Annotated in this window: 11 protein-coding genes; 5 read left to right on the top strand and 6 right to left on the bottom strand. The window is 33.7% G+C overall.

The window, feature by feature from the left end:
• Positions 1 to 263: 263 nt before the first annotated feature.
• The 6 genes from secA to ACRHOC_RS09210 form a co-directional block, all read right to left on the bottom strand.
• Positions 264 to 3,620, bottom strand: coding sequence for a preprotein translocase subunit SecA (secA, locus tag ACRHOC_RS09235; protein ID WP_431158335.1), 3,357 nt, complete (start codon positions 3,618 to 3,620; stop codon positions 264 to 266).
• 169 nt (positions 3,621 to 3,789) lie between these two features.
• Positions 3,790 to 4,011, bottom strand: coding sequence for a DUF2795 domain-containing protein (locus ACRHOC_RS09230; protein ID WP_008272287.1), 222 nt, complete (start codon positions 4,009 to 4,011; stop codon positions 3,790 to 3,792).
• Between the two features lie 250 nt (positions 4,012 to 4,261).
• On the bottom strand, positions 4,262 to 4,837 hold the full coding sequence (locus ACRHOC_RS09225; RefSeq protein ID WP_431158333.1) for a cob(I)yrinic acid a,c-diamide adenosyltransferase: 576 nt from the start codon (positions 4,835 to 4,837) through the stop codon (positions 4,262 to 4,264).
• A gap of 83 nt (positions 4,838 to 4,920) precedes the next feature.
• Positions 4,921 to 5,607, bottom strand: coding sequence for an ABC transporter ATP-binding protein (locus ACRHOC_RS09220; protein ID WP_431158332.1), 687 nt, complete (start codon positions 5,605 to 5,607; stop codon positions 4,921 to 4,923).
• 78 nt (positions 5,608 to 5,685) lie between these two features.
• Positions 5,686 to 6,450, bottom strand: a complete 765-nt coding sequence (locus ACRHOC_RS09215; protein ID WP_431158331.1) for an O-methyltransferase — start codon at positions 6,448 to 6,450, stop codon at positions 5,686 to 5,688.
• Complete coding sequence (locus ACRHOC_RS09210; protein ID WP_431158330.1) at positions 6,451 to 8,313, bottom strand: ABC-F family ATP-binding cassette domain-containing protein; 1,863 nt, start codon at positions 8,311 to 8,313, stop codon at positions 6,451 to 6,453.
• A gap of 104 nt (positions 8,314 to 8,417) precedes the next feature.
• Here ACRHOC_RS09210 and ACRHOC_RS09205 point away from each other — a divergent pair, with 104 nt between their 5' ends.
• The 5 genes from ACRHOC_RS09205 to ACRHOC_RS09185 are packed head-to-tail and all read left to right on the top strand — an operon-like array spanning position 8,418 to position 14,589.
• Entirely contained in the window at positions 8,418 to 9,218 is an 801-nt protein-coding gene (locus tag ACRHOC_RS09205) for a polysaccharide biosynthesis/export family protein (RefSeq protein WP_431158329.1), read from the top strand.
• Positions 9,219 to 9,221: 3 nt separating this feature from the next.
• Positions 9,222 to 11,702: a polysaccharide biosynthesis tyrosine autokinase gene (locus tag ACRHOC_RS09200; RefSeq protein WP_431158328.1), complete on the top strand. Its 2,481-nt coding sequence runs from the start codon at positions 9,222 to 9,224 to the stop codon at positions 11,700 to 11,702.
• A gap of 13 nt (positions 11,703 to 11,715) precedes the next feature.
• On the top strand, positions 11,716 to 12,306 hold the full coding sequence (locus tag ACRHOC_RS09195) for a sugar transferase (RefSeq protein WP_431158327.1): 591 nt from the start codon (positions 11,716 to 11,718) through the stop codon (positions 12,304 to 12,306).
• On the top strand, positions 12,303 to 13,598 hold the full coding sequence (locus tag ACRHOC_RS09190; RefSeq protein ID WP_431158326.1) for a nucleotide sugar dehydrogenase: 1,296 nt from the start codon (positions 12,303 to 12,305) through the stop codon (positions 13,596 to 13,598). Before ACRHOC_RS09195 ends, ACRHOC_RS09190 begins: the two co-directional genes overlap by 4 nt.
• 13 nt (positions 13,599 to 13,611) lie before the next feature.
• Complete coding sequence (locus ACRHOC_RS09185) at positions 13,612 to 14,589, top strand: SDR family oxidoreductase (protein WP_431158325.1); 978 nt, start codon at positions 13,612 to 13,614, stop codon at positions 14,587 to 14,589.
• The last annotated feature ends 22 nt before the right edge of the window (positions 14,590 to 14,611 follow it).

Raw genomic sequence — 14,611 nt, 5'->3', positions numbered from 1 at the left:
AAATTAGTAAAAAAATATTAGAGTATTCTATATGCCTTACCTACAGTAATTTATACTGGTTTAAATGTGACTTTTTTAAAGTTTTGGTGTCTTATTTATAAAGAAGGTATTCAACCTTGGTTAATGAAACATAAAGTAAATCCTTAAATGCGGATCCCTAAAAAGAAACATTAATCTATTAACTATACAAATAAAAACTAATTGTTTTTACAAAAAAATCCTGATGAGACTCATCAGGATTTTTAAGATATATATTTTAGCCTTTATTCATTTACTAAGACCCATTCGCCTTTATCGATTAATGGAATAGCTTGTTTGTATTTAACCACTTTATTTTCGCCACTGATTACATGTTTAATAGTGACTTTGTCATTACGACCAATTTTAGGTTTATCCCTTACAATGGTCTCAATAACTTGTTGTTGACGTGATGCATTAGCACCAGCCACTCTATTTTGTGCGGCACGCTCATCCATATTAGGAATTTCATCCTTCTGAGTTTCAAGCTTTTCTTGTTTACGTTTTTTAGCTTCTTGGATCGTACTCGCAGTCTCTTGCGGTATTTCTCCTTTAAATAAGAAGGAAATAACATCTTTATTGACTTGATCAATCATCGCTCTAAAGAGCTCAAATGCTTCGAACTTGTATATTAATAATGGATCCTTTTGCTCATGAACAGCCAACTGAACAGATTGTTTTAATTCATCCATTTTGCGTAAATGTGTTTTCCAGGCGTCATCTACGATAGCTAGTGTAATATTTTTTTCAAAATCGTTAATAAGTTGCTTTCCTTTAGATTCATAGGCCTTTTCTAAATCTGTAACAACTTGAAGATTCTTAACACCATCCGTAAATGGAACGACGATGCGCTTAAAACGATCACGTTGTGTATTATATACGTTTTCGATTACTGGGTAAGCTAAATCTGCTGCACGTTGCATTTTTTCGCGATAATGCTTGAAAGCCTCTTTATAGATTAGTCCAGAGATCTCCTGAGTACTCATTTTTGCAAATTCGTCTTGGCTTATCGGTGAAGCCATTGAGAAATAGCGAATTAATTCAAACTCAAAATTTTTGAAATCATTAGCATCTTTATTGGTCTGTGCGATACCTTCTGAAGTATCAAAAATCATGTTGGCTAAATCTACTCTAAGACGTTCACCATGAAGTGCATGACGACGGCGCTTATAAACCACCTCACGTTGTGCGTTCATAACATCGTCATATTCTAAAAGTCGTTTACGTACACCAAAGTTATTTTCCTCAACCTTTTTCTGAGCACGTTCAATAGACTTAGAAATCATAGAATGCTGAATAACTTCACCTTCTTTGAGTCCCATTCTATCCATCATTTTAGCAATACGGTCACTTCCAAAAAGACGCATAAGGTTATCTTCTAATGATACATAAAATTGAGAGCTTCCTGGATCTCCTTGACGTCCAGAACGTCCTCTTAACTGACGGTCAACTCGGCGAGAATCGTGACGCTCTGTACCAATAATAGCCAAACCTCCAGCTTCTTTAACCTCGTCACTCAATTTAATATCTGTACCACGACCTGCCATGTTTGTTGCAATAGTCACCTGGCCTGGTTTACCAGCTTCAGCAACAATATCCGCCTCTTTTTTGTGAAGTTTCGCATTAAGTACATTATGAGGTACTTTTCTAATGCTTAGCATTTTGCCGAGAAGCTCAGAGATTTCTACATTAGTAGTTCCAATAAGAACAGGTCTACCAGCATTTGAAAGATCTGTAACTTCATCAATTACTGCATTGTATTTTTCGCGTTTTGTTTTATAAACTAAATCGTCTTTATCGTCTCTGGCAATTGGTCTGTTTGTTGGGATTTCAACAACATCCAATTTGTAAATTTCCCAAAACTCTCCGGCTTCAGTAACGGCAGTTCCCGTCATACCAGATAATTTACGGTACATTCTAAAATAATTTTGAAGGGTAACCGTGGCGAAAGTTTGCGTTGCCGCTTCAATCTTTACATTCTCCTTGGCTTCAATTGCTTGGTGCAAACCATCTGAGTAACGACGGCCATCCATAATACGACCTGTTTGTTCATCTACAATCATTACCTTATTGTCCATGACAACGTACTGAATGTCTTTTTCAAAGAGGGCATAGGCCTTTAGTAACTGATTTAGAGTGTGGATTCTTTCAGATTTAATACCAAAATCTCTGAATAATTCTTCCTTAAGGTCAGCCTCTTCTTCACTCGATAATCCTTGATTTTCAATCTTTGCAATTTCTGTTCCCATTTCTGGCATAACAAAGAAATTTGGATCATCTTTTCCGGATAGGAAGTCTACACCTTTATCTGTTAATTCTACTTGATTATTTTTTTCATCGATAACATAGTAGAGTTCTTCATCTACCTTTGGCATTTCTCTATTGTTATCTTGCATATAAAAATTCTCAGTTTTTTGAAGTAATTGTTTAATGCCTTCTTCACTTAAGAATTTAATTAATGCTTTATTTTTAGGAATACCACGATAAACTCTAAGAAGTTGGAAACCTCCTTCTTTAGTATCACCTTCAGTTATGAGTTTTTTAGCCTCTGCTAAAACCCCAACAAGATATTTACGCTGTACATCAACAATCTGACTTACTTTAGGTTTTAACTGATCAAACTCGTGCTCATCTCCTTTAGGTACTGGACCGGAAATGATTAATGGTGTTCGCGCATCATCAATTAAAACGGAATCTACCTCATCCACAATGGCATAGTGATGAGGGCGCTGTACTAAATCTTCTGGAGAGTGCGCCATATTGTCTCTTAGATAATCAAATCCAAACTCATTATTAGTACCATAGGTTATATCTGCATTATAAGCCTTGCGTCTCGCATCTGAGTTTGGCTTATGGTAATCGATACAGTCTACGCTCAATCCATGAAACTCAAATATTGGAGCCATCCAGGCACTATCACGTTTTGCTAGATAATCGTTAACCGTTACAAGATGCACACCACGTCCGGCCAATGCATTTAGATAAACTGGTAATGTTGCAACAAGTGTTTTACCTTCACCAGTCTGCATCTCTGCAATTTTTCCTTGGTGCATTGCGATACCACCAATTAATTGCACATCATAGTGAATCATATCCCAAGTTATTGGTTTGCCAGCTGCATCCCAAGAATTTTCCCATACCGCTTTATCACCATCTAAAGTTACGTAGTCTTTATCGCCAGAAACTTCTCTATCAAAAGCATTTGCAGTGACAGGAATTTCTTTATTATTTACAAATCGCTTTGCAGTTTCTTTTACAACTGCAAAAGCTTCTGGTAAGATCTCATTAAGAACTTCTTCAGTAACATTATATATATCGTCCTCAATTTTGTCTGCTTCGAGATACAACTCTTCACGTACATCTATATCCTCAGTTTCTTCTGCTTTGGAAAGTAATTCATCCTTTTTTGCTTTCAGAGGTTTTCTGGCTTCGGCAATTTTATCTTTGAATTCTATTGTTTTAGCTCTCAATTCATCATGTGAGAGTGCTTCTAGAGCAGATTCAAATGTTTTTATCTTGTCTACTATAGGTTTTATAGCTCCAACATCTTGTTTGGATTTGTCACCTACAAAAACCTTTAATACTTTATCTAATATACTCATGATATTATTTATTGTGGTGATTGGAAATTTCCAATCTCGTAATTCTTATTTAAACTTAAACAGGTCTTAGTTAACCCATTTTAAGTGGTCGGATAAAAAGTATCCGAAAATAAAAAAAGTCTCTTACTTAAATTGTTGCAAGAGACTTTTTTTTGTGATTTCTTATATGTTAATATTCATCCTCGTTCCAGAGGTAATCTTCATCGGTTGGATAGTCTGGCCAAATTTCCTCAATTGAGTCGTATGAATCACCTTCATCTTCAATTGCTTGTAGGTTTTCAACTACTTCTAAAGGCGCTCCTGTTCTAATCGCATAATCGATAAGTTCGTCTTTAGTGGCTGGCCAAGGTGCATCACTTAAATAGGATGCCAATTCTAATGTCCAATACATTTGCGTATGTGTTTAATTTTTTGCAAAAATAATTTTTTAGCTGAATAATTCAAGAAAAAACTAATTTATTTAGTTTCTAGTCTTTATATATTCAATTATTGGTCTCACTAAACATTTTTATTTGGACGATTCTCTTAAAATAAAGAGCTGCCTAAAAATGTTATATCATTAATAAAAAGAACGTTAATTAATTCAACTCAACTAAACCTCAAAATTGCATTTTTAAAGTTTAGGGCATTAAAATCAAAGTCTAGTCTTCTTTCTGTGGAATCCATTTGATTTCTTCAGCTTGCAAATCATGTGACAACTTCCGTGCCAACACAAAGAGATAGTCAGAAAGTCTATTTATATACATTAGCGTCTGTGGCTGAAAAGGTTCGAGATCGTTGAGATGTGAGGCTAATCGCTCTGCTCTTCTACAAACTGTACGTGCTATGTGACAGAATGACACAGTTTGATGACCGCCTGGTAGAACAAAATGAGTCATTGGTGGTAAACTTTCTTCCATTTGATCCATTTCGTCCTCTAAGCGTTTAATATCTGATTCCGATATTTTGGGAATATTAAGTCTGGCTTTACCGTTTTTTAGAGTTGCCTTTTCTGGGTCAGTTGCCAAGATGGCTCCAACCGTAAAAAGTCTGTCTTGAACATGCATTAATACTTCTTTGTAATGCTGATGAATTTTTTGATCTCTAATTAAGCCAATGTGCGAATTTAATTCGTCTATGGTACCATAGCTTTCAATTCTAATATGATGCTTTGGAACTCGCGTACCACCAAATAGGGCAGTGGTTCCTTTATCTCCAGTTTTTGTATACACTTTCATAGCTGTAAAGATAAGGCTTAAAGCCAAATTTTAAGGATTCTAAAAGAATCAACTTAAGAACTTTAACAATGAGTTAGGAAATATTAATTGTAGGTGTCGCTATCGATCATACCATCGAGCAAACGTATAACTCGTTTTGCATGTGCGGCAATATCTTCTTCGTGTGTAACCATTATTACAGTATTGCCACGTGCATGGATTTCATCGAAGAGCTCCATGATTTCTAATGATGTTTTTGAATCTAAATTACCAGTAGGCTCATCGGCCAAAATTATGGATGGTTTATTGACTAAAGCTCTTCCAACAGCAACACGTTGTCTTTGTCCACCAGATAATTGATTAGGTTTATGATCCATTCTATCTGCTAAGCCAACATCTGTTAATACTTCAGACGCACGCCCTGAACGTACTTTTTTAGAGGCGCCAGCGTAAATCATTGGAAGTGCGACATTTTCTAAAGCAGTTGTTCTTGGCAAAAGGTTAAAAGTTTGAAATACAAAACCTATTTCTGTATTTCTGATTTCTGCCAATTCATCATCAGACATCTGACTTACATCCTTACCATTTAGTTTGTAACTACCTGCGGTTGGAGTATCTAAGCAACCTAGTAAGTTCATTAGTGTTGATTTACCTGAACCTGATGGTCCCATTATCGCTACATATTCTCCTTTTTTGATATCTAAGTCAATTCCTTTTAATACATGAACAGTTTCTTGTCCAAGTTTAAAATCTCTGATAATATTTCTGATTTCAATGACGTTGTCACTCATAATAGCTGGTCTTTATTACCAATGTGCCTGCAAGATACAGGATTTTACAGTTAATAAGACGTTAAAGTTGTGAGGTTGTTACAATCTAATTTTAAAATGTTCTTTTGCCTGTTCTTTTCTGAAAAAAACGATGCCGAAATGGAAGATATCAACTGTTACCGAAACCGATTTATGTTCTTTTATGTAATGCCAAGCGTCTTCCATACCTTTTGACCAATAAATATCATCAAAAATGAAAATAGAATCATTTTTTGCTTTAGGTAATAAAGCTTGAAAGTAGTTTATAGTAGCTTCTTTTTCGTGATGCCCATCAAAATAAATGAGGTCAAAATTGGGTTGTTCTAGTTTGGGAATATAATTTTTGAATTGATTATTTATCAATTCGATATTTGAAAATGATGACAAGGAATCCTTTGTGAATTGATAAATATTTGGACAACCTTCGATACTCACGAGTTGTTTAACTGAACTGTTTAAACCCATAGCCTGTGTCGCTATTCCTAAGGATGTGCCGAGCTCCAATAAATATTCAGGACTAAAATAATTTACAATTCGGTATAGTAGTTTTGCTTTTTTTAAAGGTGTTCCAGAATGCGTGGTAATTTCTTTTACAGAACGATTATTAGATTTTGAGACTTTTGATCCAGAACCATAATCTGTTATTTGAATGCGCCTTTTGTTTCTTATCAACACTTTTCGGTAAGCCTTAATAAACTTGTAGTTCTTATGATTGGTTTTATCATAAAGGCATTTTGTAACAAAATCATAGATGAATGGAGAATGTACACCATGATGATTTTTTGATTTCTTTAGAAATTTAAGATAGGCAAACAGACTATACATTTAATTTTCTAATTTTTCTGCCAATTCAAACCAACGCAATTCTTTTTCTTCGATGGTTTCAATTAAGGTTTGAAGCTCCCCTGACAATTTACTTATTTCATCTTGAGATAAGTCTGGATTATTGAATTTTGCCTCTAAAGCCTTTTTGTCTAATTCTAAAGACCTGATTTTAGATTCTAAGTTTTTGTATTCTTTTTGTTCGTTGTAAGATAATTTTTGAGCTTGGTTTTGCTTTACAGCCTTGTTTGATTGTTCACTTTGGGCTTTTTCAATCTGTTTTGGTTGGCTATTTTCATAAGCTCTGAAATCTGAATAGTTCCCTGGGAAATCATCGATTATACCGTTTCCTCTAAACACAAAAAGGTGATCAACAATCTTGTCCATAAAATAACGATCGTGTGACACAACAAGCAACACGCCAGGAAAGTCTAATAGGAAATTTTCTAAAACATTCAATGTTACGATGTCCAAATCATTTGTAGGCTCATCTAAAATGAGAACATTTGGATTTTGAATTAAAACTGTGCATAAGTACAATCGTTTTTGTTCACCACCACTAAGTTTCTCAACAAAATCATATTGCTTTTTGCGATCAAAAAGAAAACGTTCAAGTAATTGTTGTGCACTAATCTGTCTTCCTTTCGCTAATGGTATATAATCCCCAAATTGCCTTACAACTTCAATTACCTTTTGTTGTGGTTTAATATTTAATCCACCTTGAGTATAATAGCCAAATTTAACGGTTTCACCAATGACTATTTTCCCATTATCTGGTGATATTGATTGTGTTAGTAAATTTAAGAATGTAGATTTCCCAGTTCCGTTCTTACCAATGATGCCAATACGTTCACCTTTTTTAAAGGTATAGTCAAATCCATTTAAAATTTTATGATCCTTAAAAGCTTTGTGAACATTATGAAATTCAATAATCTTACTCCCCAGGCGCTCCATATTAATTTCTAATTGAACAGTATGGTCTTTTCTTCTTTGATGCGCTTTCTTTTTTATTTCAAAAAAATCATCGATTCTGCTCTTAGATTTTGTAGTTCTTGCTTTTGGTTGCCTGCGCATCCAATCGAGTTCTTTTTTAAACAATTGTTTTGCTTTACCAACTTCGATAAGTTCCTTAGAAATACGCGCTTCTTTTTTTTCTAAATAGTAGGAATAGTTGCCTTTATATGTAAACAACTTACCATGATCTAGCTCAATAATTTCATTACAAACACGTTCTAGAAAGTAACGATCATGGGTCACCATAAATAGCGTTTGTAGTGTTTTTTTAAAATAGTCCTCAAGCCACTCAATCATCTCCAAATCTAGATGGTTGGTAGGTTCGTCTAATATTAATATATCAGGTTGGCTCAATAAGGCCTGAGCAAGTGCTAAACGCTTCTTTTGTCCACCAGATAAAATACTAACTTTCTGTGTAAGGTCATTTAATTTAAGTTGTGACAGTATCTGTTGATACTGGGTTTCAAATTCCCAGGCGTTATTTCTATCCATTGCCTCAAAGGCAATTTGATAGGCTTCTGAGTCTTCAGGGTTTTTAAGAGCGTTTTCATATGATTGAATGATGTCTAAAATTGGGATATCAGAGGCAAAAATAGCTTCTTCAATGTTGAGCTTTGGATCAAGATCTGGTTCTTGATCAAGAAAGGCTAATCTCAGGCCATTTCTAACTACTATTTGACCTTCATCAGGAGTGTCTTGTCCAGATAGAATATTTAGAATAGATGTCTTACCACTTCCATTTTTTGCAACAAAGGCAATCTTTTGTTCTTTGTGTATACTAAACGATAAATCTTTAAAGAGGATGAGCTCTCCATAAGACTTCGATATGTTTTCTACATTAAGATAATTCACACTAAATTTTTTACAAAGAACGTAAATAAACCAAAAAGAAACCATTAAGTTTTGTTATTGGTATTGATAGGTTATATTTGTGTAATAGCACTTCAAACTTACTAATGAAAAATAGGCTTTTGATCTTTGTAATAATTCTATTAGTAGGATTATCATCATGCATTCCACATAAAGACTTAGTGTATCTTCAAAATAAAGAGATTGCATTAGATTCTTTATCATCCAATAACCTTACTGAAATTCAAAAACCATATCGTGTCCAGGTAAATGATATATTAAATATAAGGGTTAAGGCTTTAGATCAAGATAAGGTTACGATTTACAATCCAGTTGGTAATGAGAATCTTAATGCTGAAAGCCAAGAACGTTCTTATTTTGATGGCTTTACAGTAGATATTCACGGTAATATCCGTATTCCTGTCCTTGGGGAATTAAATGTTTTGGGATACACGACTGAGGAAATCCAGAAAATGCTGGAAACAAAACTATTGGAGGACCAGTTTAAGGAAACTGCAAATATTTTTGTTACTGTTAAACTCGCAGGATTGAGGTACGTGACCAGTGGAGAGGTAAATAGTCCGGGAACACAAGTTTTATTTCAAGATCGCGTTAATATTTTTGAAGCTATTGCTAATGCTGGTGAAATAACGCAGACAGGCAATCGGAGGGAAGTAATGTTAATTAGGCAATATCCACAAGGACAACAAATTCATAAATTAGATTTAACAGATATAAATGTTATGAAATCGCCCTATTACTATATTCAGAATAATGACATGATTTATGTGAAACCTTTGAAACAAAAATCTTGGGGTACAGGCGTCACTGGAACGCAGACGATTACAACAATTATTACTGTAATGGGTCTAGTTACAACAAGTATTTTGTTAATTGATAGATTATAGGGTATGTCTGATCTTGATTACGAATTAGAACCTAATGACGGAAAGCAAACTACTTTTGATATTAAGGGTTTGTTTTTTAAGATTCTAAATTATTGGCCGTTAATTGTCCTTTCCGTGTTAATTGGTTTAGGAATAGCTTATTATATCAATGTTCGTAAGCAAAATATTTATAGACTTGAAAGTTTGATTTCTGTTGAAAACGAACAAAGTCCATTTTTTACAACAAATACAAGTAAATCATTTAATTGGGGTGGGGTTTCGGGTAAAGTTGGTAAAGTAGTTACCGAACTTAACACAAGAACGCATAATGAATTGGTTGTTGACTCCTTAGAGTTTTACAAGCAGTACCTCAGAGAAGGTGAGTATAATCTTATTGATATTTACAGTAATTCTCCATTTGAAATAAGGTTGAATAAGGACCATCCTCAATTATTGGGTAAATCAATTGAATTACGTCCCATAGATGACGACACCTTTGAACTATATATAGACTTTGGGGAAGCAAAACAAGTAGTTTGCCAGATATATGACAGTCGAAAAGTAACATCGATTACGCTTTTTGAGAGTACTCTTTCGCAAAAATATCGATACGGTCAAAAGATTGAATTGTCATTTTTTAATGGAATTATTGAAAGAAATAAGAATATTAATTTTATTGAAGATTCTAAATACTACTTTAAATTCTTGAACTTTGATGCCGTTGTAAATCAATATAAAGACGCTGTAAGAGCAACACCTAAATCCAGAGATGCATCATCTATTCTGAGAATGCAGATGATTGGCAACAATAAGGCAAGAATTGTTGATTTCTTAAATGCGACTGTTGAAATTTTAGCCAAGACTGAACTGGAAAGAAAAAACCTTTATGCTACAAATACTATAAAATTTATCGATAGTAGTTTGGCTGAAGTGGATGCAGTTTTAAAGGCTGGAACCAATGAAATGAGCGATTTTAGGAAGCGTAACAAAGTATTTGATGTAACTGAAGAACTAACGCTAGTCTCAGATGACCTAAAAGAATTAGATAAGTTGCGAGAGTTAGAAAGATCTAAGCTTCAATATTTAAATTCACTAGAACAATATTTGATAACTCAAAAAGATTATACAAATATTGTTGCGCCAACTTCTGTAGGAATTACTGAAGCCAATATAATTGCTAGTGTGCAAAACATAACTGTTCTAGCCATAGAAAGGCAGAATCTAGAATATACTACTCAACCTGGAAACGTACTATTTGATGATCTGGACCGAAAAATAGATGCAGAGAAAAATGTACTATTAGAAACTATTACAGCAACAAAGCAGACTATTAATTATCAGTTGAATCAAGTCAATAATCGAATAGCAAAATTAGAATCAGAACTAAGAAATCTACCAGAAGATCAGCAAGAATTTTTGAAGATTCAAAGAAAATTGGATATAAGTATTGAAACTTATAATGTCTATCAAAGTAAGTTAAGTGAAGCTAAAATTATTAAGGCTGCCAACGTCTCTGATATTACTTTTATCGATAGAGCAAAAGATATTGGTGGTGGGAAGATAGGCCCTAATACTTCATTAAATTATATCATGGCGACCTTACTTGGTTTTGGATTGCCTATTATTTTAATTTTTATATTATACCTTTTAGATAATAATATTCACAATTCTGGTGAGGTTGAAAAATTATCTCGTATTCCTATTCTCGGTTTAATAGGAGTTTTTAAGCACGCGAATAACCTTGTGGTTTATGAAAAGCCAAAATCCACAATCGCTGAGTCTTTTAGGGCAATAAGGTCGAGTTTACAATTTATTTATAAACAACAAGAAAGCTCAGACGAAAAAGGAAGAACTTTAATGGTGACTTCATCAATTAGTGGTGAGGGTAAAACATTTTGTTCAATTAATATTTCTACTGTTTATGCACTTTCTGGAAAGAAAACGATATTGTTAGGGTTAGATTTACGTAAGCCGAAAATTTTTGGCGATTTTAATCTCAACAATGAAAAAGGTATTGTCAATTATTTAATTGGTGAGGAAAGTCTCGAAAATACAATCACCAATACTCACATTAAAAATTTAGACTTAATTTCATCTGGTCCTATTCCACCAAATCCTTCAGAACTTTTAATGAGTGATAAATTAAAGGAGGCAATAGAAATTTTGAGAAAGGAATATGATTTCATTGTATTAGACACTCCGCCGCTCGGTTTAGTTGCAGATGCTTTAGAACTTTCAAATTATGCTGATGCAACAATTTATATGATAAGGTTTGACTACACTAAAAAAGGAATGTTGCAACTTGTTAATGCAAAATACCGTAATGGTGAAGTTAAAAATATAAGTTTTGTCCTTAATTTCTATAAATACAAAGCACGCTATGGTTACGGTTATGGTTATGGCTATGGCTATGGTTACGGCTATGGTAGTTATGGAAATGCATATCACCAAAACGATAAACAAACCGTTTGGACAAAAACTAAGAATCTTTTCAAAAGAAAATAGTAATAAAATTGTTTTGATATCAACTTACCAACTTAGGGTTAAACGGATTTTTGATTTCACTCTAGCAACACTATTATTTCCTTTTTTAATCGTCCCAATATTTCTACTCACCTTAATGTGTTCTATTGATACCCGAGAATGGGGAATTTTTTCTCAATTAAGAGTTGGTCAACATGGGACACTTTTTAAGATATATAAATTAAGAACATTGCGTAATGAGCCTCATGAGCTAGGACAATTAAATAAGAGCGCTACTAAATTTGGAAAGATATTAAGAAGAACAAAATTAGATGAATTACCACAAATCTTTAATGTCCTAAAGGGAGATATGAGTTTTGTTGGGCCAAGACCTGATATACAGGGTTTTGCGGATCAATTACTGGGTGAAGATAGGATTATTTTATTGATCAAACCTGGAATAACTGGACCTGCTACACTAAAATATAAGGATGAGGAGCGTGTATTAGAACGACAAAAAGACCCAGAACATTACAATAGAACGATTATTTGGGTAGATAAAGTGAAAATCAATAAAAAGTATATCCATAATTACAGTTTTTATTTAGATTTGAGGCTCATTATAAAATCTACTTTAAACATATGACTACCTCAAATGATAAGATTGCCATTATTGGCTTAGGATATGTTGGCCTGCCTCTTGCTGTTGAATTTGCTAAACAATTTTTTGTTGTTGGATTTGATATCAATAAATCAAGAATCGACGAATTAAATTCTGGAGTCGACAGCACATTAGAAGTTGAGGATGAAAATCTTCAATCAGTATTAACTTCCGATAATAATGCAAGCACAGGATTATTTATAACCGATGATAAAGATGCATTGTCGCTTGCAAATATTTACATAGTTACAGTTCCAACACCTACGGACGCTTTAAATAAACCTGTCTTTACACCTTTAATTAAAGCAAGTGAATCAGTTGGAGCAGTTTTATCAAAAGGCGATATTGTAATTTATGAATCAACAGTTTATCCAGGAGCAACTGAAGACATTTGTATACCAGTATTAGAAAAAGTATCTGGTCTAACTTATAATAATGATTTTTATGCTGGATACTCACCTGAGCGCATTAATCCAGGGGATAAGAAACATACTGTTACGAAAATTTTAAAAGTAACTTCAGGTTCAACACCAGAAATTGCTAAGAAGATTGATGCCTTATATCAAAAGGTAATTACTGCAGGTACACATTTGGCACCATCAATTAAAGTGGCTGAAGCCGCCAAGGTTATCGAGAATTCTCAGAGAGATATTAATATAGCTTTTGTAAATGAGCTTTCTAAGATTTTTAGAATACTCGATATAGATACAAAAGCAGTTCTGGAAGCTGCTGGTACTAAATGGAATTTTTTAAAGTTCACACCTGGTTTAGTTGGAGGTCATTGTATAGGAGTTGATCCTTATTATTTAGCACAAAAAGCTATTGAATCTGGTTATAATCCTGAAATAATACTAGCAGGAAGAAAAATGAATGATAGCATGGGTAGTTATGTTGCTACAGAAACTGTAAAGATGATGATTAATAAAGGGGCAACGATTAAAGGCTCTAAAGCCTTGGTTCTTGGAATTACATTTAAAGAAAATTGTCCTGATATCAGAAATTCAAGAGTTATTGATATTATTGAAGAACTTCAATCATATCATGTAGATGTGGATGTTTATGATCCTTGGGCATCTAAGGCCGAAGTTCAGCACGAATATGGTTTAGATCTAATTACAGATAAATCAAAATTAAACTCAAATTATCAAGCAATAATTCTTGCAGTTTCACATAACGAATTTTTAGATATTGACATATCCAGTCTTAAAGCTAAAGACTGCGTTACTTTTGATGTTAAGTCTTTGCTACCGATTGAGTCCATTGATGCGCGCTTATAATTTCTGATTTATTATGTACGAAAATAAATATCATACAGCAGACCTCTCAAAATTAAGTTTTTTAATTACCGGAGGAGGAGGGTTTATTGGTTCTAATCTTGTTGAATATCTTCTCAAGTATAATGCCAATAAAGTAAGAGTTTTGGACAATTTCTCAAATGGATATAGAGAAAATCTAGTAGAATTTATGAATAATCCTGCCTTTGAATTATTAGAAGGTGATATAAGGGATCTTCAGACCTGTATTCAAGCTATGGATGGTATAGATTATGTTTCACATCAAGCTGCATTAGGTTCTGTTCCTCGTTCTATAAATGACCCTGCTACCACAAACGAAGTCAATATTTCAGGTTTTCTAAATATGATGATCGCTTTAAAAGATAGTACAAATGTAAAGCGAATGGTATATGCAGCCTCGAGTTCTACTTACGGAGATAGCAAAACATTACCTAAAGTTGAAGACAAAATAGGAAAGCCATTATCACCATATGCTGTCACTAAATATGTTAATGAGCTTTATGCAGATGTTTTTGGAACTACCTATGATACTGATGTTATTGGTCTTAGATATTTTAATGTATTTGGACCGAAACAGAGTCCTAACGGAGCTTATGCTGCTGTAATTCCTTTATTTATGCAAGCTTTGAAAGACAACAATCCATCGAAAATAAATGGTGATGGTGAACAAACTCGAGATTTTACATTTATAGATAATGTAGTGCAGGCAAATATTAAAAGTATGTTTGCTTCTAAAGAGGCCAAAAATCATGTTTTCAATGTTGCGTGTGGTGAGCGTATAACCATAAACTATTTATGGGATTCTTTAAAGATTGCAGCAGGTTCTTCTCTTAAGGCCATTTATGGACCTCCACGACTTGGAGATGTAAGAGATTCTCTTGCAGACATTTCCAAAGCTGAGAAACTTATTGGTTATAAACCACAATTCACCGTCAGAGAGGGTCTTAAAATTACTTGGGATTATTTTAACTAAAGCATTGTTAAAATCACCTTAA

Source organism: Winogradskyella poriferorum (assembly GCF_050618035.1).
In the GTDB taxonomy this organism is placed as follows: domain Bacteria; phylum Bacteroidota; class Bacteroidia; order Flavobacteriales; family Flavobacteriaceae; genus Winogradskyella; species Winogradskyella poriferorum_A.
Note: the sequence above shows the minus strand (reverse complement) of the source record. Positions and strands in the feature narration are given on the sequence as shown.

Coding starts and splice junctions, on each gene's coding strand:
- secA (WP_431158335.1), bottom strand. CDS start 3,620: ATGAGTATATTAGATAAAGTATTAAAGGTTTTTGTAGGTGACAAATCC.
- ACRHOC_RS09230 (WP_008272287.1), bottom strand. CDS start 4,011: ATGTATTGGACATTAGAATTGGCATCCTATTTAAGTGATGCACCTTGG.
- ACRHOC_RS09225 (WP_431158333.1), bottom strand. CDS start 4,837: ATGAAAGTGTATACAAAAACTGGAGATAAAGGAACCACTGCCCTATTT.
- ACRHOC_RS09220 (WP_431158332.1), bottom strand. CDS start 5,607: ATGAGTGACAACGTCATTGAAATCAGAAATATTATCAGAGATTTTAAA.
- ACRHOC_RS09215 (WP_431158331.1), bottom strand. CDS start 6,450: ATGTATAGTCTGTTTGCCTATCTTAAATTTCTAAAGAAATCAAAAAAT.
- ACRHOC_RS09205 (WP_431158329.1), top strand. CDS start 8,418: ATGAAAAATAGGCTTTTGATCTTTGTAATAATTCTATTAGTAGGATTA.
- ACRHOC_RS09200 (WP_431158328.1), top strand. CDS start 9,222: ATGTCTGATCTTGATTACGAATTAGAACCTAATGACGGAAAGCAAACT.
- ACRHOC_RS09190 (WP_431158326.1), top strand. CDS start 12,303: ATGACTACCTCAAATGATAAGATTGCCATTATTGGCTTAGGATATGTT.
- ACRHOC_RS09185 (WP_431158325.1), top strand. CDS start 13,612: ATGTACGAAAATAAATATCATACAGCAGACCTCTCAAAATTAAGTTTT.